Here is a 19,923-nt window from a genome sequence, read left to right as displayed (position 1 = left end):
AATGCGTATCGTCAAAATTCTGATCGGTCTGCTGGCTGTACTGGTTATCGCCATCGCCATCGGTGCCATTTACGTTTCGACCATCGATTTCAATCAATACAAGGATCTGATTGCCGAGAAGGTAAAGGAAGCGACTGGCCGGGACCTGGTCATTGGCGGAGACCTTGATCTGCATCTGTCGCTCGACCCGTCTATTCAGGTTTCCAACGTCAGCTTCCAGAATGCAGCCTGGGGTTCCCGGGCGCAGATGATGAAGGTGGAGCGGTTCGAGGCTCATATCGAACTGCTGCCCTTGCTCAGCAGTCAGGCAAAAATCGACAAGCTGGTTCTGGTTGGGGCTGATATCCTGATCGAATCCGACAAGAACGGCGTCTTCAATTTCCAGTTTGATGATGGTATCGCGGAAACTGCGCCAGTTACGGCGGAAGACTCTTCGGGCGGCATGGCCATTCAGCCGGTCGTCGAACTTGTCCAGATTGAAAACTCAAAGCTTGTCTACAAGGACGGCAAGACCGGCGTTGCCCAGTCGATTGTCATCGACAAGTTGCTGACCAGTGCTGATGGCTTCAATGCACCGATGAAGATGGAACTGGCCGGAAACTACAATGAGAATGCATTTGAAGCCGAAGGAACACTGGGATCAGTAGAAACGGCACTTGCCGGCGATCCTTATCCTGTTCTGCTGACGGCGAAGGCCGGTGGTGCCGAGGTTTCCATCGAAGGACAGATTCAGCGTCCCAAGGAAGGGGCGGGCATCGATCTCAAACTTTCCGTCTCGATCCCCGACACATCGACCCTTTCGGAACTTGCGGGATCTCCGGTGCCGAAGCTGGGACCGATTACGGTTACCGGACGCCTCTCGGATCCGGCACCCCAGACATTCGAGATCAAGGATCTCGCAGTGAATATTGCGGAAAGCGACGCTTCCGGTCTGGTGCGTGTTCGCCTTGGTGGCCCGCGTCCTGCCATTACGGTTGATCTGAGTTCAGAACAGTTCCGTCTTGAAGATGTCACACCACCATCTGACGGCGAGGCAAAGGAAGAAGCGCCGGCCAATACGACCGGAAAAGTCTTCCCGTCTGATCCGCTGGCGCTGGATGGTCTGAAAGCAGCGGATGCTGCAATCAACTACCGTGCCAAGCAGCTTGTTGCTCAGGGTGGTTATGTTCTGCACGAAGTCGTCGTCAAGCTGGCGCTGGATAATGGCCGGCTGACAATCAAGCCGATTGCTGCTGATTTCGGTGGCACGGGAATTAATGGTGATCTGCTGCTGGATGCCCGTCAGGCAACCCCGGCCCTGCAGACAAGCTTTGATATGAAGGGCGTGAACCTTGGCAAAGCAGTCAAGGAAGCGACCGGAACCGAGCATATCAGCGGATTGCTGGATATCTCGGTCTCTGTTTCCGGCTCCGGGAAGTCAGTGGCGGCGATTATGGCGTCGCTGAATGGCCGCAGCCTGATCAGCATGGGTGAGGGGCGGATCAACAATGATTATCTGCCGTTCCTGACGTCGAATGTCTTCTCTGCCGCAATGCCCTGGGTCGACAAGTCGGACCAGCTGCAGGTCAATTGCCTGATTTCCCGGTTTGATATCCAGAACGGTGTCGCGACCAGCAATGCACTGGTGTTCGATACGGCGGGGCTGGGGGTGATCGGTTCCGGTAATGTCAATCTTGGCAGCGAAGTGCTGGATATGCGGGTTTCCTCTGCTTCAAAGAACACCAGTGTCGCCAGCCTGGCATCACTGGTTGACCTTGACGTAAACGGAACCCTGGCAGAGCCCGGCTGGGCTGTTCTGCCAAGCCCGCTCAATGCACTGCTCGGCAAGGGACAGCCGGATCAGGACAATGATTGCTACCGGAAATTCAAGGCGGGTACGAAAAGTCTGCTTGGTCAGATTCCCGGTGTTGATGGCGCCGTTAAGGGCGCTGCCGATGCTCTCAAGGGTGTTACCGATGGCCTGACGGGTGGCGGCTCTTCCGGTGGAGGAAGCAATGCGCCGGCGGTCAAGGATGCCGTCGAAGGTGTTGGCAACAAGCTGAAGGGCCTTTTCGGTAACTGATCTTGAAGCGTTTCTATAAGAATGTGGCTGCTGTCCAACGGGACGGCGGCCACCAGATCGAACTGGACGGCAAGGTCGTGCGCACACCGTTGCGCAAGGTTCTTGCTGTGCCTTCTGCTGCCCTCGGGCAGGCGATTGCCGATGAATGGGCATCGCAGGAGGAGACGATCAAACCGCATTCCATGCCGATGATGCAGCTGGCGGCGACTGCCCTTGACCGTATTGCGGAAGAACGGGCCTCGGTTGCCAGTCAGATTGCCGCTTATGCAGGCAGTGATCTGGTCTGTTATCGGGCGGATCAGCCGGTTGATCTGACAGTGCGGCAGAACGAAACCTGGCAGCCGCTGATTGACTGGGCGAAATCCCGGTATGGAACTGGTCTTGTGGTGACGACGGGAATCACCGCTGTTGCCCAGCCTGATGAGGCGTTGGCTGCCTTTGCCGATGCGGTGAATGCTCATGATGATTTCACCATGGCGGCCCTGTCGACGGTGACGGCGCTTACCGGCTCTCTGGTGATCTCTCTGGCCCTGTCAGAAGGCCACCTGAACGGTGAACAGGCATTTGAGGCGGCGGTACTGGATGAGACCTTCCAGATTGAGCGCTGGGGACTTGATTACGAAGCAGAAGACCGCCGGATATCGATCAATGCTGAAATCATGGCGGCAGAACGTTTTCTGCAGCTCTACCGGGCTGACTGACGGCCTTTCCGTACAATCAGAAATATTCCGATGAACACACAGGCTGCTCCGGCGCCGTGATAAAGCTGGGGATGTTCCCGCAGGACAATCAGGGCTGCGATGCTGGAGAAGACCGGGAACAGGTAAAAGAATGCCCCCGCCGTGTTCGGGCCAACATAGCCGACGGCTGCATTCCACATGAAGTAGCAGGCCAGCGACGCAAAAATCGATACATAGGCGACAGCCCAGATCGTTGTGCTGTCAAAAGTAACGGGGGAACCGGATGCAGTTTCCCACAGATAGGCGGGCAGCAGGAACAGGCTGCCGAGCCAGAAGGTCACCAGCACGAAGGCATGAGGTGAGACGCCGGACGGCTTGCGACGCAACATCGAGGAATAGATCGCCCAGGATGCGGCGGCAATCAGCGCCAGAAAATCGCCGGCGTGAAATTCCAGTTCCAGCAACCGGGCAAGTTCTCCCCGGGTGATCAGCACACCAACACCGACAAGGGATACCAGCGCACCAATCCATTGCCGGGGGCGTACAGCTTCCTGAAAGCCGAACCGGCTGATCAGCAGAATGATGGCCGGGGTCGCACAGATCATCATGACCGTGTTGATGACGGATGTGGTCTGCAGGGCGCTGTAGACGAAGGTGTTGTAACAGGCGATACCGAAGAAGGAGAGGACAGCAACGACGCGCCAGTTGGCGGCAATCAGATGCCGCTGGCGCCACAGGGTGATGCCGGCAAACGGGGTCAGTAGCAATGCGGCGATGGTCCAGCGCCACCAGGCCAGTCCGACCGGCGGCAGGTGATCGGCCAGTCCGCGACCAATCAGCGAGTTTCCGGCCCACAGAATATTGGTCATGATCAGCAGCGCGTAGGGGAACAGGGTTCCGATGACACTGCCCTCGCGCCGGATTGTCATGTCAGCTGTCTTTGTCGGCCGGATGGTCGGTACGGTGGCGCATGATCAGGGGCAGTTGCGTCATGCTGAAGACAATGGTGATCGGCATGATCCCCCAGACCTTGAAAGCGACCCAGAAATCAGTGGTCTGGGTACGCCAGACCACTTCATTGATGATGGCAAGTACGACGAAGAAACCGGCCCATCGCCAGGTCAGGACCCGCCAGATATTTTCAGGAAGCTGGAACGCGCTTTCAAACAGAAGCTTCAGCCAGTTGCGTCCCAGCAGCAGCCCGGTGGCCAGTGCCCCGGCAAACAGCAGATTGACGATCGTCGGTTTCAGCTTGATGAAATAGTCATCTTCAAAATAAAGGGTCAGCCCGCCAAACAGCAGAATGAAGGCCCCGCCCACCAGTGGCATGATCGGGGTGCGTTTCAGCACAATCCTCGATACGACCAGTGAGATCAGGGTTGTGGTGACGAGCACGGCTGTTCCGGCAAAGATGCCGTACATCGAGTTGACGACGAAAAACAGCAGCAGGGGGCCCATTTCCAGGCCCAGTTTTATGAGTTGCTGTTTTTCAGAAGGCTTTTTTGAATCATCGGACATGGGGGCTGTATAGCGGGCTGTTTCAACCCTGAAAAGGTTTCTGCGTCAGGTGGATGAAAAGCGGAGAATGTTCAGTGAACCTTCTGACAGGTTCCGGCTCTCCGGGGGTGGTCAGAATAGCCGATACCTATGGCTGTCACTTGTCAGTCCATGAAAATTCCGCGATACCGTTCGCAAGCGAACTCATCGCCGGTTTCGGGAATCACGAGGATTATCATGCAGACCATCATACAGCGGCTCGAGGAAAAGCGGGCTTCAGCACGGGCAGGGGGTGGAGAACGCCGTGTTGCCTCCCAACACGCAAAGGGCAAGCTGACGGCGCGTGAGCGAATCGATCTGTTCCTTGACGAAGACAGTTTTGAAGAATGGGACATGTTCGTCGAGCATCGCAGTACCGACTTCGGTATGGCAGATAACCGGGTTTCCGGTGACGGCGTGGTCACGGGGCACGGGACGGTCAACGGACGAACCGTTTTTGTTTTTTCTCAGGACTTCACCGTTTTCGGCGGCTCCCTGAGCGAGGCGCATGCTGAGAAGATCTGCAAGATCATGGATCAGGCCATGAAAGTCGGTGCGCCGGTGATCGGGCTGAATGATTCCGGTGGTGCACGTATTCAGGAGGGGGTGGCGTCGCTGGCAGGCTATGCGGAGGTGTTTCAGCGCAACGTGATGGCATCCGGTGTGGTGCCGCAGATTTCGATGATCATGGGCCCCTGTGCCGGCGGCGCGGTTTATTCCCCGGCGATGACGGATTTCATCTTTATGGTGAAAGATACTTCCTACATGTTCGTGACGGGGCCGGATGTGGTCAAAACGGTCACTCATGAGGAAGTCACGCATGAGGAACTGGGGGGCGCGATGACCCATAGCGGCCGGTCCGGTGTGGCGCATGCAGCCTTTGAAAATGATGTTGAGGCGCTGTTGAATCTGCGCCGGTTTGTTGACTTCCTGCCGTCGAACAACCGCGAAAAACCGCCGGTCTGGGAAACCGCCGATCCGTCCGAGCGGCCTGAACTGGCGCTGGACAGTCTGGTCCCCGACAATCCGAACAAGCCCTACGACATGAAGGAACTGATCCTGAAAATGGTCGATGAGGGGGATTTCTTTGAAATTCAGCCGGACTACGCAGGGAATATTCTGACCGGTTTTGCGCGGATGGAAGGTTCGACCGTCGGGATTGTGGCCAATCAGCCGATGGTGCTGGCAGGCTGCCTCGATATCGCTTCCTCGCTGAAGGCGGCGCGGTTTGTCCGCTTCTGCGATTGTTTCAATATACCGATTGTGACGCTGGTTGATGTGCCGGGCTTTCTGCCGGGAACTTCGCAGGAATATAATGGCATCATCAAGCATGGGGCGAAGCTGCTCTATGCCTACGCTGAATGCACCGTGCCGAAGGTTACACTGATTACCCGCAAAGCCTATGGCGGAGCCTATGACGTTATGGCGTCGAAACATCTGCGGGGCGATGTCAATTATGCCTGGCCCACGGCCGAAATTGCCGTGATGGGGCCTAAGGGGGCGGTGGAGATTATCTTCCGCGAAGATATTGGCGATGCAGAAAAGATTGCCGAGCGTGAGGCAGAATATCGCGACAAGTTCGCAAACCCCTTCATCGCTGGCCAGAAAGGCTATATCGACGATGTCATTCTGCCCCGGAATACCAGACGGCGTGTCTGCCGGGCGCTGGCAATGTTGCGTAACAAGAAGATTGAGAATCCGTGGCGCAAGCACGGCAATATCCCGCTTTGATGCCCCGGAGGAGTAAGTGAATGTTTAAGAAAATTCTGATCGCAAACCGGGGTGAAATTGCCTGTCGGGTGATGCGCACTGCGCAACGTATGGGTATCAGCACGGTTGCCGTTCATTCGGAAGCCGATGCCCTGGCACCGCATGTCCAGATGGCAGATGAGGCCGTTCTTATCGGCCCGCCTCCGTCGTCGGAAAGTTATCTGCTGATCGACCGGATCATTGATGCCTGTAAGGCCACAGGTGCAGAAGCGGTACATCCGGGATACGGATTCCTGTCCGAGAACCCGGCATTCTGTCAGGCACTGGCCGAGGCGGGCATTGCCTTCATCGGTCCGGATGTCCCGGCGATCAAGGCAATGGGCGACAAGATCGAATCGAAAAAACTGGCTGCCGAAGCTGGTGTCTCAACGGTTCCAGGTTATATCGACGTTATTAAGACTGCCGAAGAAGCGGTTGGAATTGCAGAACAAATCGGCTTTCCCGTTATGATCAAGGCTTCTGCCGGCGGCGGTGGTAAAGGCATGCGGGTGGCCTGGAAAGCCGATGAGGTCATTGACGGATTCAAGTCTGCTGCCAGCGAAGCCAAATCATCGTTTGGCGATGACCGCATCTTCATCGAGAAATATATTGTCGAGCCGCGGCATATTGAAATTCAGGTGCTGTCTGACGGTCAGGGAACGACCCTGCATCTGTGCGAACGTGAATGTTCGATTCAGCGCCGTCATCAGAAAGTTATCGAAGAAGCACCGTCCCCGTTCCTTGACGAAGCGACCCGCGAAAAGATGGGCGCCGAGGCCATTGCGCTGGCGGATGCGGTTCAGTACCGGTCTGCCGGAACCGTCGAGTTCATCGTCGACAAGGACCGGAATTTCTACTTCCTTGAGATGAATACACGTCTGCAGGTCGAGCATCCGGTGACAGAACTGATTACCGGTGTCGATCTGGTTGAGCAGATGATCCGTGTCGCCTATGGCGAGAAGCTGTCGCTGACGCAGAAGGATATCCGGATCAACGGATGGGCGCTGGAATCGCGGGTTTATGCAGAAGATGCCCGCCGGGGCTTCCTGCCGTCAATCGGTCGCCTGTCCCGCTATCGCCCGCCGGTCGGCATGGAGCATGTCCGGGTCGATGACGGCGTTGCCGAAGGCTCGGAAGTTTCGATGTTCTATGATCCGATGATCGCGAAACTGTGCAGCTGGGGAGAGACCCGCAACGAGGCGATTGATCGCATGCGGGCGGCGCTGGACGGTTTTGTCATTCGCGGCGTCAGCCACAACATGGACTTTCTCGCGGCGCTGGTCGGACATCCCCGGTTTGTCGAAGGCCGTCTGACGACCAACTTCATCGCGGAAGAATATCCGGACGGTTTTCAGGGGCGCGACCTGACCGCAGAAGAAAGCGGCGTTTTGTTTGCCGTTGCCGGGTTCATCCATAAAACCCGGAATGACCGGAATGCCTCCATTTCCGGGCAGGTGCCCCGGCATGAACGGGGACACCGCCGGGACTGGGTGATTCTGATGGATGGGGCGCCGCACGCTGCCCATATCGCAGGTTCAGAAGCGGCCACCCTGGTAACGATCGGGAATGATACCTGGACGGTCGAGAGTGACTGGAAAATTGGGGATTTGCTGTTCAGCGGCCGGATTAACGGAAAGCCGGTTCATGTGCAGATCGATATCGACGGGGTTGGCTACAAGCTGACCTATGCCGGCGCTGCTTTCTCGGCGCTGGTACTGTCTCCGAAAGCGGCTGAGCTTTATGAGCTGATGCCGGAGAAGGTGGTGGCAGACATGTCGAAGATGGTGCTCTCGCCAATGCCGGGATTGCTGTCATCTCTTGCCGTCGAGGAAGGTGATAGCGTTGAATCGGGGCAGATTCTCTGTGTCATCGAAGCAATGAAGATGGAAAATGTGATCCGTTCGACCGTTGATGGTGTTGTGACAAAGATCAACGCAGCAGCGGGTGACAGTCTGGCTGTCGATCAGGTGATTATCGAGTTTGAATAAACCGGTTCTGTTATGAACAGCATCGACTGGAGCGCGACAGCTGCGGGCTTCGCCGTCGGTGCCGGGCTGATTATCGCCATCGGTGCACAGAATGCCCATGTCATCCGGGCCGGATTACGCCGCCGGAACCTGTTTGCGGTCGCCACGATCTGTATCCTCTGCGACGTGGTGCTGATTGCTGCCGGGGCCGGTGGTCTCGGTGCTTTCATAGCAGCCCGGCCCTGGCTGAGCAGTGCCGCGGCCTGGGGCGGGGCGGCATTTCTGGTGGTTTATGGTGCGATGGCTGTTCGTGCGCTTCTGAACCCGCCGGATTTCAACTGGGATGCCTCAGAGGATACGGGACACGGGCTGGCAGCCGCCATTGCCACGACCTTGTCGGTTTCGCTGCTGAATCCGCATGTTTATCTGGATACGGTTGTGCTGCTTGGGGGAATCGCCGCCCAGTATGAAACGGCATCCCGCCTGTGGTTTGCGGCGGGGGCGATGCTGGCGTCGGTTATCTGGTTTTATGCCATTGGCTATGGCGCCTTTCTGGCGGCCCCGATGATGCGCACAGGCATGGCACAGCGATTGCTGGACGGGCTGGTAGCACTGATCATGTTTACGGTAGCTGGATGGCTGATTGCAGGGGAACTGGCCTGATGTCCGGGATACGTGCTGTTCAGGTTCGGATTGAGGGCAGGGTGCAGGGCGTAGGGTATCGCTGGTGGCTTGCTACAGAGGCGGAACAGCGGAAACTGGTGGGATGGGTGCGTAATCGGGCTGACGGTAGCGTAGAGGCGCTTGTACAGGGTCCGGGCGACAAGGTCGACGATCTGATCGCGCATTGTTTCAAAGGCCCTTTAATGGCCCGTGTTATGGATGTTGCGGTAACCGAGCAGACGGCTGCCCCGGCGCTGGAGGGCTTTCAGCGCCTGCCGACTGTGTAGTTTCAGCCTTTTGAGATTTCGACCCGGTTGCGGCCTGTTTCTTTTGCCTGGTAGAGCGCCTTGTCCGCCAGTTCAATCGTCTCATTCAGATCGATATCCGAGCATGTCGGAGCGGCACCGAATGAGGCGGTAACACTGATCGGGTCGGCTTCGCCAATATCCACCAAAATGGCTGCCAGCGCGGTACGAACCCGTTCCAGGACGATATCTGCCTGTTCCAGATCGGCATTCGGCAGGCAGATCAGAAATTCCTCTCCGCCATAACGGAAGACATGGTCGAAAGGACGAACATTCTGGCTGAATATTTCTGCCGCCATTTGCAGCACGCGATCTCCGGCTGCATGGCCGTGATCATCATTGATGGCCTTGAAGTGATCAAGATCGGCCAGGGCAATGGTGCAGGGCAGACCGGTTCGCAGACTGCGTTCCCGCTCGCGCTCCAGTTCCCGGCGCATTGCCGTGCGGTTATACAGGCCGGTCAGCGTATCGAGTTCGCTGGCAGCAGCCCCGAAGGCTTTCTCAAGCCGTCGGGCGGAGACATGAAACTGCTGTAGCTGGTCGCTGAATGCAGCCAGCTCGTAGGCACCAACCTCCTGACCGGCTTCAATACGCCGGGCAAGGTCCCGTCCGGCTGTCCGGGCATCCTGATGCAGTTGCACGAGGGCATGAAAGGCGGGCTGATCGAGCAGAGGGGATGAGCTGTTATGGCTTATCCACCGGCTGAAACTGTCGGTTTCTTCTGCCGAATCACTCAGATCGCTGCTGTCGAAGCCGGAGCCGGCAAGCGCGGCCCGGAACCAGTCCAGTGTCCAGGCCATGTGCTCATTGATTGCCGTATCAAGGGCGTCGAGCAGATCCCCGGCATAATCATTTGTCATGAAATTGTTCCGGAGCGGGAGGGCAAGGGATACTCAGACACCGTCGAGGTCAGGGCTGTAGATGATAACACGGTCGTCATCATGGTGACTGGCGGCATAGAGGGCCTTGGCGACACGGGCGAGGGTTGTTTCTATTGATGCTTCATTATCCAGTTCGACAACACCCACGGAAATGGTGAGGGTGCGCAAGGCACCGCTGTCGAATTCCATCAGATTGCCGGCGATCTGAACCCGCAACCGGTCGAAGACGCTGCTGGCATCCTTAGGCTGTGCGCCGGGCAGGCAGAACAGAAAACGATCTTCCATCAGGCGGGTCAGCATGTCGTAGGGGCGCAGGCTTTTGGCAAAGACCAGCGACATGCTCTGCATTGCCTCATCGGCGCTGGCAGGGCCGCAATCCTCCAGCAACTCCTGATAATCATCAATCTGGGCAAGAGCGACGACACAGGGGACTTTTGTCCGGCGGGCACGGTCGCGTTCGATCTGCAGTTGGGAAATCATGCCTTCCGGCCGGTGAACGCCGGTGGCCGGATCAAGATGAGCGAACTGGCGCTCAATTCCCTGTTCCATCCGCCGTATGTTGCGCCGAAACTCTGCAATGGCCTTCTGAAAACGTTCAAATTCGCCGGGGCTCACCAGTTGACCATCGCGCGTCAGGGCTTCCAGCCGGCTGGCTTCCGAGCGGATTACCCGATGAATGTTGCCAATCGGTTTGAACAGCGGGTTTTGTGTAAAAAGACTGTCCGCGTTGCTGTAGTACCAGCGTCCGAAAGGGCTGTGCAGATAGGCGTCTTCCGACAGCTCGCGCAAATTGACGCGGGTCCGGCACAGCATTGCCCTGAACAGCTCCTGCAGCCAGTTTTCCTCATCATCGACGGCCTGCTCAAGCTGCTCCAGACTGGTATGAACCTCGGCAGCACGGGACAGGTTCTCGGCCCGCGCATCTGCAATGATCGGTGCCTGTATGACGGTACTTTCCTGCTGATCAGGCTGTCTCAGCTGTGTCGGCACGGAAAGCGTAATCATTTCGTCTTTGCCAGACATGCATCATCCATTGTTTGTCACCGCGCCAGTGTACGGCGGTTTTGTCCGGCCCGCCAAGCCTGAAGGGGCTGGTTTGCGGCAACCGGTAACGGGCAGGCTCAGATATCGAAGGGATCCGGTTCCTGCAGAACAGACCGGAAGGGCTTTCCAAAGACGGCGGGGAAGGTCTCCATCAGGGCGTTATCAAGGTCGGTAACCGTCGCGGTGACACCAAGGTCGAGCAGGGAAGTGACACCATGCTGGCTGATGCCGCAGGGTACGATGCCATCGAAATGATCGAGTTCCGGATCGACGTTGATCGAAATCCCGTGATAGCTGACCCATTTGCGCAGCCGCACGCCGATGGCTGCTATCTTTGCCTCCCGGCCATGACCCTGATCGACCCAGATTCCAACCCGGCCCTCCCGGCGTTCGCCGGTAATATTGAAGGTCCAGAGTGTCTGGATGACCCAGTCTTCCAGCGCATGAACAAAGGCCCGGACATCGCGGCCACGCTGCCCGAGGTTCAGCATGACATAGGCAATCCGCTGGCCGGGGCCATGATAGGTGTACTGCCCGCCACGTCCGGACTGAAAAACCGGGAAACGTTCCGGGTCTTTCAGGTCGGTCGGGTCGGCGCTGGAGCCTGCGGTATAGATCGCCGGATGTTCCAGTAACCAGATGCCTTCCCGGGCTTCATTCTGGTGAATCGCGGCAACGCGATCCTCCATGAAACGGACGGCGTCGGGGTAGGCGACGGGGGTGTCGGAAAAAATCCATTCGGGTTCGGTGTCGAGTGTTCTTGTCACGGGGTATCCGATTTGCTAATCACTGCGCCCACCAATCTAGTGCGGTCGTGGCGGAATTGGTAGACGCGCAGCGTTGAGGTCGCTGTCCGGTAACACGGGTGGAAGTTCGAGTCTTCTCGACCGCACCAGATTGGATAAAAAAGGTCCGGGTTTCCGGGCTTTTTTTGGTTTTGGCCGATGCCGATGCAGCAAAACCACAGGGAGATTTGTTATGAGCGACCAGCTTCAGACTCCCGAAAATCCTACAGAAACAGAAGATCTGGCGGATGCGGCTGCATTCGGACTGAGCGACGAATTTGTTCGCAAGGTTGAAGATGCGCTGGAAGATGGCGTCATTGACGAGATTTCTCCGCAAATTTTTGACCTGCATTATTCCGACCTTGCGGATTTGCTCGAACGCCTGTCGGTAGACGATCGTCTGCAGCTTGTCGATGGTATCAAGTCGGAAATGGACCCGTTCGTCCTGACCGAACTCGACGAGCGTGTGCGCGACTCCATTCTTGATGAGTGGGAAAATCACGAAATCGCTGCAGCGATGTCGGAACTGGACACCGATGACGCGCTTTATCTGATCGAAGATCTCGATGAGGACGAGCAGCGCGAGGTGCTCGACTCGGTTCCGATGGAAGACCGGCTCGATATTGAGCGGGCGCTTGCTTTCCCCGAGCATTCCGCCGGGCGCCTGATGCAGCATGATTATGTTGCGGTCTCATCGACATGGACGGTCGGTCAGGTGATCGATTTTGCCCGCAACAGCTCTGACCTGCCTGACGATTTTTATGACGTTTTTATCCTTGATGCGGATGAGCGGCCGATTGGCACAATTCCCCTGAGCCGGATGCTGCGGACGGTTCGCCAGGTCGACCTGACCGAGATCATGGAGAAAGATATCAATACCATCGCAGCCGATCTCGATCAGGAGGAGGTTGCCTTTATCTTCCGTCAGCAGGATCTGACATCAGCTCCGGTGGTGGATGAAAATGGCGCGATGGTCGGTGTTATTCACATTGATGATGTGGTCGACGTTATTGATGAAGAAGCCGAAGAAGATCTGATGCGCCTTGGTGGTGTGGCCGAGGATGACTTGTATCATGCGGTCATCGACACAACGAAATCCCGCTTCACATGGCTGCTGGTCAATCTGGGCACGGCGATCCTTGCCTCGATGGTGATTGGCATGTTCGACGCGACAATTGAACAGATCGTGGCACTGGCTGTCCTGATGCCCATTGTTGCCTCGATGGGCGGCAATGCGGGCACCCAGACCCTGACGGTGGCGGTGAGGGCGCTGGCAACCCGTGAACTGACATCGACAAATGCCATGCGGATTGTCGGCAAGGAAGTTCTGGTCGGCGGTATCAACGGAATTCTGTTCGCCATCCTTACCGGTATCATTGCCTGGTTCTGGTTCAGCAGCCTGCCGCTGGCCCTGATCATCGGTATTGCCATGATCATGAATATGCTGATTGCCGGGTTGTTCGGTGTCGGTATCCCGGTTGTTCTGGAGCGCCTCAAAATTGATCCGGCAATTGCATCGAGTGTTTTCCTGACCACGGTCACAGATGTTCTCGGTTTCTTCAGTTTCCTCGGAATGGCTGCTTTTTTCCTGCTTTGAACGGCTGTTATTCAGCGTTTTCTGCGCAAAATCATTGCTTGTTGCGGCCTTCACCTGAAAACTCATAAAAAAGAAGTCAGGGAGGAGGGCAGGTATGGAAAACGAAGATCAGCACAAACCTTCAGATCCGGATGCGTTTGCATCGAATGTTCTGGCTATGGCGCAGGAACTGGCACTGGAGATTGCGGATGTCGCTGGCAACGTTGATGCGGTCACCCGGTTTGTTGCGCATCAGGCAGAATTGTTCGCAGAACTGACAAGCCTTGCACAATCAATGGCGGAAAGTGTGCAGACGATTGCTGACGCCGGTGATCAGTCAAATGAGGTTACCCGCAATGTCGGTGCCGAAATGACACAATCCCGGCAGACTGTTGATACTGCGATCAGCAGTATTGCCGAACTGGTCGGATCGGTTAGCGGTATCGAGGAACGTCTCGCCGGGCTGGAAGCTTCATTGTCGGGCGTGGCGAGGATTTCCCGCGATATTCAGGGTATCGCCAGCCAGACCAACCTTCTTGCCCTCAATGCAACCATCGAGGCCGCCCGGGCCGGCGACGCCGGCAAAGGTTTTGCCGTGGTTGCGGGCGAGGTGAAAACGCTGGCAGGCCAGACAGCGCAGGCAACCGGCAGCATTGATGAGACGGTGAAGGGTCTGTCGGACAACATTGCTCATCTGATGGACAGCTCAAGCGGGGCTGTCGGGCTGGCTGGTGACGTTTCAAATGGCGTCACGGTCATCAACTCGACAGTTGGCGGTTTTGACAATGCGATCCGCGGACTGAGCGAGAAGGCCGCCGAGATTTCAGGCCATGCGGCAACATCCCTGCAACAGTGTCAGGCGTTTGAGCAGCGGATCCATGATGTCAGCAGTGGTGTGCAGCAGGCCAGTACCGACCTGCAGTCGGCGGATCAGCGTCTCGGCTCGTTGCTGGCCCGTAACGAGGACTTGATTGGTCTGATTGCCAATAGCGGCTTCCGGACAGCGGATACGAAGTTCATTGAGGCGGTTCAGGCTGGTGCGGCAGAACTCGCGGAAGCGTTCGAGGCTGCTGTTGAGGCGGGGCGGATTTCGATCGAGGATCTGTTCAGCGAAGACTATGTCGCCATTCCGGATACCGATCCCCTGCAGCAGATGACACCATTCGTGCCGTTAACGGATGAAATCTGCCCTGATGTGCAGGAACGTCTTCTGGAGCTTGATGAGAAAGTCGTGTTTTGCGCAGCGGTAGACCGCAACGGCTTTCTGCCGACCCATAACATCAAATTCTCCCAGCCGCAGGGCAGTGACCCGGTCTGGAACAATGCAAACAGCCGGAACCGCCGGTTGTTTGACGACCGGACAGGCCTTGCCGCCGGTCAGAACCAGAAACCATTTCTGTTGCAGACCTATCGCCGGGATATGGGGGGAGGAGAGTTTGTGCTGATGAAAGACCTCTCGGCTCCGATACTTGTTCAGGGTCGGCACTGGGGTGGCCTGCGGATGGGATACCGGATTTAAGCCGGGTGCGAGCATCCGGAATCGCGTGCGGTCAGCTGTTGTTGTCCGGGCAGATACGGAACCGGAAACCGAACAGATCGACATGCAGGGATCCCGGCTCGCTGTCTTCAAATCCGCGCAGCCGCCGGGCGAGCTCTCCCGCGTCAACGTCGCGGGGCAATCTCCGCATCCGGTCCAGATCGGACAGTTTCCAGACAGGCCCGGACCAGACCTCGCCATTCGGGGTTATTTCTTCATTTAATCTGGCAAGTTTTCCCTCTAGATCATTAAAAAGAAAAACAAGATTCTTATATCCGGTGAGGGCGTAGTCGGTGCGTGTTCCGCCCGGCGGCATGGCTTCCCGACGGACTGATATGATGGGGCCGCTATCGACCTCCCGTGCCATGAAGTGGGCTGTTGCACCAAATTCGGTGGCACCGTCATAGGCGGCAAAGGCCGCGATCTGGTTGCCGGGATACTCCGGGGTTCCCGGATGGAAGTTGATGGCACCGCGATCACAGAGAGCCAGCAGACGGGCGGGGACAATGATGCCGGTTGAAAAGGCGATCAGGCGGCGACGGGTTGCCGGTTGCTGGAAAGCGGCCTCGAGGGACGGGAGGTCCAAGGCTGTCGAGATCAGAAGGTCCGGGTTCAGGTCTGACAGCCGGGCCGACAGGACCGGCATTTCCTCCGGTCCGGTCAGCAGAATGAGGCGGTCAGTCATCTCCGGCCTTCAGGTCAGGATTTCCCGTCACCATCAGTTGCCCGGACTTTGACATAGCTGCCCGGAGCATCCTCAATAACCTTCAGTTTTCCATCGCCCGGGATACGGGCGTCGACCTGCCCCCCGGCAAACTTCCCAACCCATTCATTCCAGTCATTCCACCATGATCCTTCATGCTGGGTTGCGCCCTTGAACCAGGTATCCGGTGACTTGGCTTTCCGGTTGTTCGTCCAGTAACCGTACTTGTTGGCAGCCGGCGGATTGACGATTCCGGCGATATGGCCTGAGCCGGCAAGGACAAACCGGGTTGGCCCCTTGTACAGCTGGGTTGCTGCGTAGGTCGATTTCCAGGGGGCGATATGATCTTCGCGGGTCGAGATGATATAAGCCGGAAGCTCGATACTGGTCAGGTCGATCGGCACGCCGCAAAGCTCGATGCCACCGGGTTCCACCAGCTTGTTTTCCTGATACATCCGCCGCAGGTAGAAACTGTGCATCGCGGCAGGCATCCGGGTGGAATCGGAATTCCAGTACAGCAGGTCGAAGGGGAAGGGTTCCTTGCCGAGCAGGTAGTTGTTCACCACGAATGACCAGATCAGATCATTGGCACGCAACATGTTGAAGGTCGTCGCCATTTCCGATCCTTCAAGGAAACCGCGCTCGTCCATCTTCTTCTCAAGATGGGCCAGCTGGGTTTCATCAATGAAGACACCCAGTTCGCCGGCTTCCGAGAAATCCACCATGGTGGTGAAGAAGGTCGCCGAGGCAACGCGATCAATCTTCTTCGTTTTCATGTAGGACAGGGCAGAGGCCAGCAGGGTTCCGCCGAGGCAGTAGCCGATAACATTGATCTTCTTGACGCCTGTCGCTTTCTCGACCGCCTCCAGCCCCGCTATCGGACCCTCCAGCATGTAGTCTTCAAATGACTTGTCGCGCAGGGAGCCATCGGGATTCACCCAGGAGACGACAAATACCGTATGACCTTCGCCGACCGCCCATTTGATGAAGCTGTTCTTTTCCCGCAGATCCAGAATGTAGAACTTGTTGATCCAGGGCGGAATGATCATCAGTGGCGTTTTTGCGACCTTTTCGGTGGTCGGCGTATACTGGATCAATTGCATCAGATCGTTCTGGAAGACGACCTTGCCCGGTGTGACGGCGATATTCTTGCCTACATCGAACGCATCCTGATCGGTCATCCTGATCCGCAGCTTGCCTTTCCCGTCTTCGAGATCGGAGAGCAGGTTGTTGAGACCGTTGATGAGATTTTCCCCGCCCGATTCGAGCGTCGTACGCAGTACTTCCGGGTTGGTGAGGACAAAATTGGTGGGCGCCAGGGCGTCGACGAACTGCCGGGTATAAAAATCAACCTTGGCTGCGGTCTTGTCGTCCAGACCGTCCACATCGCGGACAACATCCTGTATCCAGCGGGCAGACAGCAGGTAGGATTGTTTGATGTAATCGAAAACCTCGTTCTCGTTCCACATTTCATCGCGGAACCGGCGGTCATCACGGTCAGGCTCGATCAGGTCGCCTGAACTTTCACCCATCATCCGACGGGCTGTGGACTGCCAGAGATCCATATAATCCTGCCACAGTGACATCTGTGCTTCGACCATTTTCCCCGGATTGCTCATCATCCGGGAGGTCATCTCCATGAAAGCAGACCCGATATTCAGCGGATCGAGTGCTGCCGGATCAGCGGAGCCGGTATTGCCCTGACGGGCCAGAAACTCGGCGACGATGCGTTGGCTTCTTTCGGCAATGCTCGCCATTGTGGCGGAAATTTCGGCAGGATCCGGCAATTCGGTCTGCGTGCCCTTATTTTCAGCCATGGATTTTCCCCGTTTTTTTATTGTAGATAAACGCTACAGGGGGCAAGAGGCAGGTTCAACCGTCGCACATGAGGATGTGAACTATCGTGCAACAAAATTGACGTGAGGCTATACGTTTGCCTTCACGTTTTGTAAAACGGTACAGGCTCATTTATGTGTCAGGGCGAATAACGCGCTTTTGGCCGAAGTAAACACAGGTAGCAGACCATGAAACTGGACAACACCGTTGCCCAATATCTTGTTGATCATCCCCGCGCTGGCGGTCGGAATGCCCATAATATCTGGCGAACGGCTGGTTTTGTCGCGGCTGCCTGTTTTACGCTGACAGCCTGTTCGTCAGTGCCTGATGCGGTGAACCCGGTCGAATGGTACAAGGGAACGACAGAGTTTTTCTCCGGCGATGAAGAGACAAAGACAGCCGAGAATGAAAAACCGGCACTTCCGGGTGAAGACGGAGAATATCCAAATCTGGCTTCAGTTCCGGATAAACCGAGCGTCTCCTCTGAAGAACAGCGCAAGAAACTGACCGAAGGGCTGGTCGCCGATAACGAGAATGCCCGATATACGGAGAACCCGGCCGCGACCCGCGATGCACCGCGCCGCGCCCTGAATCCGACACCGCCAAAGCCGGTTGCCGCCGCCGAGCCGGTAGCACCCACACCGTCAGCCGCTCCCCAGGTTACTCCGCCAGCTGCTATTCCAGCTCCGCCGGCCCCTCCGGCTGCGGCTATTCCGGCACCGCCTTCTCCACGTCTACAGGCTCCGCTTGAGCAGGGTAATTTTCAGCAAAATCAGCAGTTTGCAGGGCAAACATTTGACTCCGCTTCAAGTCAGGGGACGCTGGTGATTTCCTCTAATTCGGTAGGCTATGGTTCAGCCCCGACCCTGAATATGGTACCGTCCGCCGGCGGAAATATTCCCGCTGGTACGCAGCCGCTCGCAGCCTATGTGTCGTCAGGTGCCGGTCAGTCCGTTCATCTGGCGACCATTCAGTTCAACAATGGTTCCGCCAATCTGTCGGACCGTGACCGTCAGATTCTTTCGCAGGTGGCCCAGATCGCTGCCGCCCGTGGTGGTACGCTCCGCGTTGTTGGTCATGCATCACGCCGCACCCAGGACATGGACCCTTCGCGCCATTCTGATGTGAACGCCAGAATTTCGGCAGCCCGGGCAAGTTCGGTCGCGCAGGCAATCGTTGCCATGGGTGTGGCTCCGCAACGTCTGTATGTCGGCGGTGCCAGTGCCAGCGAGCCGCGCTATCTGGAAGTCATGCCGTCCGGTGAAGCAGGTAATCGACGGGCAGAGATTTATATCGATCTTTAAGGCGTGCTGGTGCGTTCTCGCGGCGCAGGATAAATATTTTCTCTCGCCGACAAGGGTCGGCTGTCGATGGATATACACATCATGAATGACGAATTTTACCGTATTCGGCGGCTTCCGCCTTATGTGTTTGCTGAAGTCAACGCGATGAAGGCCAAGGCCCGGGCGCGTGGCGAGGACATTATCGATTTCGGGATGGGAAATCCGGACTTCCCGACTCCTCCGCATATCGTTGCCAAAATGACCGAGGCTGCGGCTGACGGCCGGACACACCGTTACTCAAATTCCCGTGGAATTCCCGGTCTGCGCAAGGCGTTGTCGGGTTATTACCAGCGCCGCTTCGGTGTCGATATTGATCCGGAAAGCGAAGCCATCGTGACCCTGGGGTCGAAGGAAGGGCTGGCCAACCTAGCGCAGGCTATCACCAGTCCCGGCGATATTATTCTGGCGCCAAATCCGTCTTATCCGATTCACCAGTTCGGCTTCATCATTGCCGGCGGTTCGGTTCGCAATATTCCGTCCACGCCGGATGATAATTTCCTCGAAGCACTGGAACGGGCGGTTATTCACTCTGTTCCCCGCCCGACGGCTGTGGTGATCAACTTCCCGTCGAACCCGACGGCAGAAGTCGCCACCCTCGATTTTTATCGCGATATCGTAAAATTCTGCCGGGAACAGAAGATCTGGATTCTGTCTGATTTGGCTTATTCGGAAGTCTATTTTGATGACGTTCCGCCGCCGTCTATTCTCGAAATCCCCGGTGCCAAGGAAATCGCCGTCGAATTCACCTCGCTCAGCAAGACCTATTCCATGCCGGGCTGGCGGATCGGATTCGCTGCAGGGAATGTGCGGCTGATCGCGGCGCTGGCCCGAATCAAAAGCTATCTTGATTATGGTGCCTTTACGCCGATTCAGGTTGCGGCTGCCGCAGCGATGAATGGCCCGCAGGATTGCGTCGATGAGATGCGCAGTCGCTACAAGGCGCGCCGCGATGTCCTGATTTCCGGCCTGGCTTCAGCCGGCTGGGACGTGCCGTCACCGGCCGCTACCATGTTTGCCTGGGCACCGGTGCCGCCGAAATTTGCCCATCTCGGTTCAAACGAGTTTGCAAAACTGCTGTTGAGCGAGGCAAAAGTAGCCGTCGCCCCCGGCATCGGGTTTGGCGAGCATGGTGATAATCACGTCCGGATTGCACTGGTGGAGAATGAACAACGCATTCGCCAGGCGGTTCGGAACATCAAGGCGTTCCTGGGCTCGTCGTCAGCAGAGTCGGCGGAACGCAAGGCTTCCTGAGGATA

17 protein-coding genes and 1 tRNA gene are annotated in these 19,923 nt (G+C 56.9%); 11 read left to right on the top strand and 7 right to left on the bottom strand.

Annotated features, from left to right (window positions below):
* The first annotated feature begins 1 nt into the window (after position 1).
* Both GH722_18265 and GH722_18260 read left to right on the top strand, forming a co-directional pair.
* The gene (locus GH722_18265) at positions 2-2,062 is read left to right on the top strand and encodes an AsmA family protein (protein MRG73712.1); all 2,061 of its coding nucleotides are present in this window, start codon (positions 2-4) and stop codon (positions 2,060-2,062) included.
* Positions 2,063-2,064: 2 nt separating this feature from the next.
* Positions 2,065-2,763, top strand: a complete 699-nt coding sequence (locus GH722_18260; GenBank protein ID MRG73711.1) for an ATPase — start codon at positions 2,065-2,067, stop codon at positions 2,761-2,763.
* Here GH722_18260 and GH722_18255 read toward each other — a convergent pair.
* Together GH722_18255 and GH722_18250 are read right to left on the bottom strand one after the other, a co-directional pair.
* The gene (locus GH722_18255; GenBank protein MRG73710.1) at positions 2,748-3,671 is read right to left on the bottom strand and encodes an EamA family transporter; all 924 of its coding nucleotides are present in this window, start codon (positions 3,669-3,671) and stop codon (positions 2,748-2,750) included. The genes GH722_18260 and GH722_18255 overlap by 16 nt on opposite strands.
* Before the next feature lies 1 nt (position 3,672).
* Positions 3,673-4,260: a septation protein A gene (locus GH722_18250; GenBank protein ID MRG73709.1), complete on the bottom strand. Its 588-nt coding sequence runs from the start codon at positions 4,258-4,260 to the stop codon at positions 3,673-3,675.
* Positions 4,261-4,476: 216 nt separating this feature from the next.
* Between GH722_18250 and GH722_18245 the strand changes: the two genes are divergently transcribed.
* Genes GH722_18245 through GH722_18230 form a run of 4 tightly spaced genes read left to right on the top strand, consistent with a single transcriptional unit; the run spans position 4,477 to position 8,944 of the window.
* Positions 4,477-6,009 carry a methylmalonyl-CoA carboxyltransferase gene (locus GH722_18245; GenBank protein MRG73708.1) on the top strand — a complete coding sequence of 511 codons (1,533 nt, stop codon included), beginning with the start codon at positions 4,477-4,479 and terminating at the stop codon, positions 6,007-6,009.
* A gap of 20 nt (positions 6,010-6,029) precedes the next feature.
* A complete protein-coding gene (locus GH722_18240) occupies positions 6,030-8,015 on the top strand; it encodes an acetyl-CoA carboxylase biotin carboxylase subunit (protein ID MRG73707.1) in 1,986 nt (661 codons plus the stop codon).
* Between the two features lie 12 nt (positions 8,016-8,027).
* On the top strand, positions 8,028-8,657 hold the full coding sequence (locus GH722_18235; protein ID MRG73706.1) for an amino acid transporter: 630 nt from the start codon (positions 8,028-8,030) through the stop codon (positions 8,655-8,657).
* Positions 8,657-8,944, top strand: a complete 288-nt coding sequence (locus GH722_18230) for an acylphosphatase (protein MRG73705.1) — start codon at positions 8,657-8,659, stop codon at positions 8,942-8,944. Before GH722_18235 ends, GH722_18230 begins: the two co-directional genes overlap by 1 nt.
* A 2-nt stretch (positions 8,945-8,946) precedes the next feature.
* Here GH722_18230 and GH722_18225 read toward each other — a convergent pair whose 3' ends face one another.
* The 3 genes from GH722_18225 to lipB form a co-directional block, all read right to left on the bottom strand.
* Positions 8,947-9,822: a diguanylate cyclase gene (locus tag GH722_18225; GenBank protein MRG73704.1), complete on the bottom strand. Its 876-nt coding sequence runs from the start codon at positions 9,820-9,822 to the stop codon at positions 8,947-8,949.
* 33 nt (positions 9,823-9,855) lie between these two features.
* Positions 9,856-10,866, bottom strand: coding sequence for a diguanylate cyclase (locus GH722_18220; GenBank protein MRG73703.1), 1,011 nt, complete (start codon positions 10,864-10,866; stop codon positions 9,856-9,858).
* 98 nt (positions 10,867-10,964) lie between these two features.
* Positions 10,965-11,654 carry a lipoyl(octanoyl) transferase LipB gene (gene lipB / locus GH722_18215; protein ID MRG73702.1) on the bottom strand — a complete coding sequence of 230 codons (690 nt, stop codon included), beginning with the start codon at positions 11,652-11,654 and terminating at the stop codon, positions 10,965-10,967.
* A 41-nt stretch (positions 11,655-11,695) separates the two neighbouring features.
* Between lipB and GH722_18210 the strand changes: the two genes are divergently transcribed.
* The 3 genes from GH722_18210 to GH722_18200 all read left to right on the top strand — a co-directional run bounded on the left by GH722_18210 (position 11,696) and on the right by GH722_18200 (position 14,767).
* Positions 11,696-11,782: transfer RNA gene (locus tag GH722_18210), tRNA-Leu, on the top strand.
* 83 nt (positions 11,783-11,865) lie between these two features.
* Positions 11,866-13,269, top strand: a complete 1,404-nt coding sequence (mgtE, locus tag GH722_18205; protein ID MRG73701.1) for a magnesium transporter — start codon at positions 11,866-11,868, stop codon at positions 13,267-13,269.
* A 94-nt stretch (positions 13,270-13,363) separates the two neighbouring features.
* Positions 13,364-14,767: a methyl-accepting chemotaxis protein gene (locus GH722_18200; GenBank protein MRG73700.1), complete on the top strand. Its 1,404-nt coding sequence runs from the start codon at positions 13,364-13,366 to the stop codon at positions 14,765-14,767.
* Between the two features lie 31 nt (positions 14,768-14,798).
* On the opposite strand, the gene GH722_18195 is transcribed toward GH722_18200, so the two are convergent.
* Together GH722_18195 and phaC are read right to left on the bottom strand one after the other, a co-directional pair.
* Entirely contained in the window at positions 14,799-15,470 is a 672-nt protein-coding gene (locus tag GH722_18195) for a hypothetical protein (GenBank protein ID MRG73699.1), read from the bottom strand.
* A gap of 14 nt (positions 15,471-15,484) precedes the next feature.
* Positions 15,485-17,305, bottom strand: coding sequence for a class I poly(R)-hydroxyalkanoic acid synthase (phaC, locus tag GH722_18190; GenBank protein ID MRG73698.1), 1,821 nt, complete (start codon positions 17,303-17,305; stop codon positions 15,485-15,487).
* Positions 17,306-17,512: 207 nt separating this feature from the next.
* On the opposite strand from phaC, the gene GH722_18185 reads away from it, so the two are divergent.
* Positions 17,513-18,628, top strand: coding sequence for an OmpA family protein (locus GH722_18185; protein MRG73697.1), 1,116 nt, complete (start codon positions 17,513-17,515; stop codon positions 18,626-18,628).
* Positions 18,629-18,709: 81 nt separating this feature from the next.
* Entirely contained in the window at positions 18,710-19,918 is a 1,209-nt protein-coding gene (locus GH722_18180) for an LL-diaminopimelate aminotransferase (protein ID MRG73696.1), read from the top strand.
* Positions 19,919-19,923: the final 5 nt, after the last annotated feature.

Source organism: Alphaproteobacteria bacterium HT1-32, assembly GCA_009649675.1.
Lineage (GTDB): Bacteria > Pseudomonadota > Alphaproteobacteria > Rhodospirillales > HT1-32 > HT1-32.
The sequence above is the reverse complement of the archived record's forward strand: the minus strand, read 5'-3'. Positions and strand labels throughout refer to the sequence as shown.